Source organism: Dactylosporangium sucinum, assembly GCF_014647515.1.
Lineage (GTDB): Bacteria > Actinomycetota > Actinomycetes > Mycobacteriales > Micromonosporaceae > Dactylosporangium > Dactylosporangium sucinum.
In genome coordinates, this window is the sequence record NZ_BMPI01000092.1 from 27,268 (window position 1) to 27,480 (window position 213).

The 213-nt window shown below is 63.8% G+C and carries 1 protein-coding gene; it reads left to right on the forward strand.

Features of this window, described 5'->3' with window-relative positions; all coding sequences use genetic code 11:
* Positions 1–213 (forward strand): HAMP domain-containing protein (locus tag IEZ31_RS57810; RefSeq protein ID WP_373294831.1); only part of this gene is annotated, 213 nt, incomplete at both ends.

Below are 213 nucleotides of genomic sequence, written 5' to 3' on the forward strand. Positions count from 1 at the left end.
GGCCGGTACCTGGCGTGGGTTGACCGACTCGGTGAACGTGATGGCGGAGAACCTGACGGCGCAGGTGCGCGGTATTGCGCAGGTGACGACGGCGGTGGCCCGCGGCGATCTCAGTCAGAAGATCAACGTCGATGCTCGTGGGGAGATCCTGGAGCTGAAGACCACGATCAACACGATGGTGGATCAGCTGTCGGCGTTCGCCGACGAGGTGAC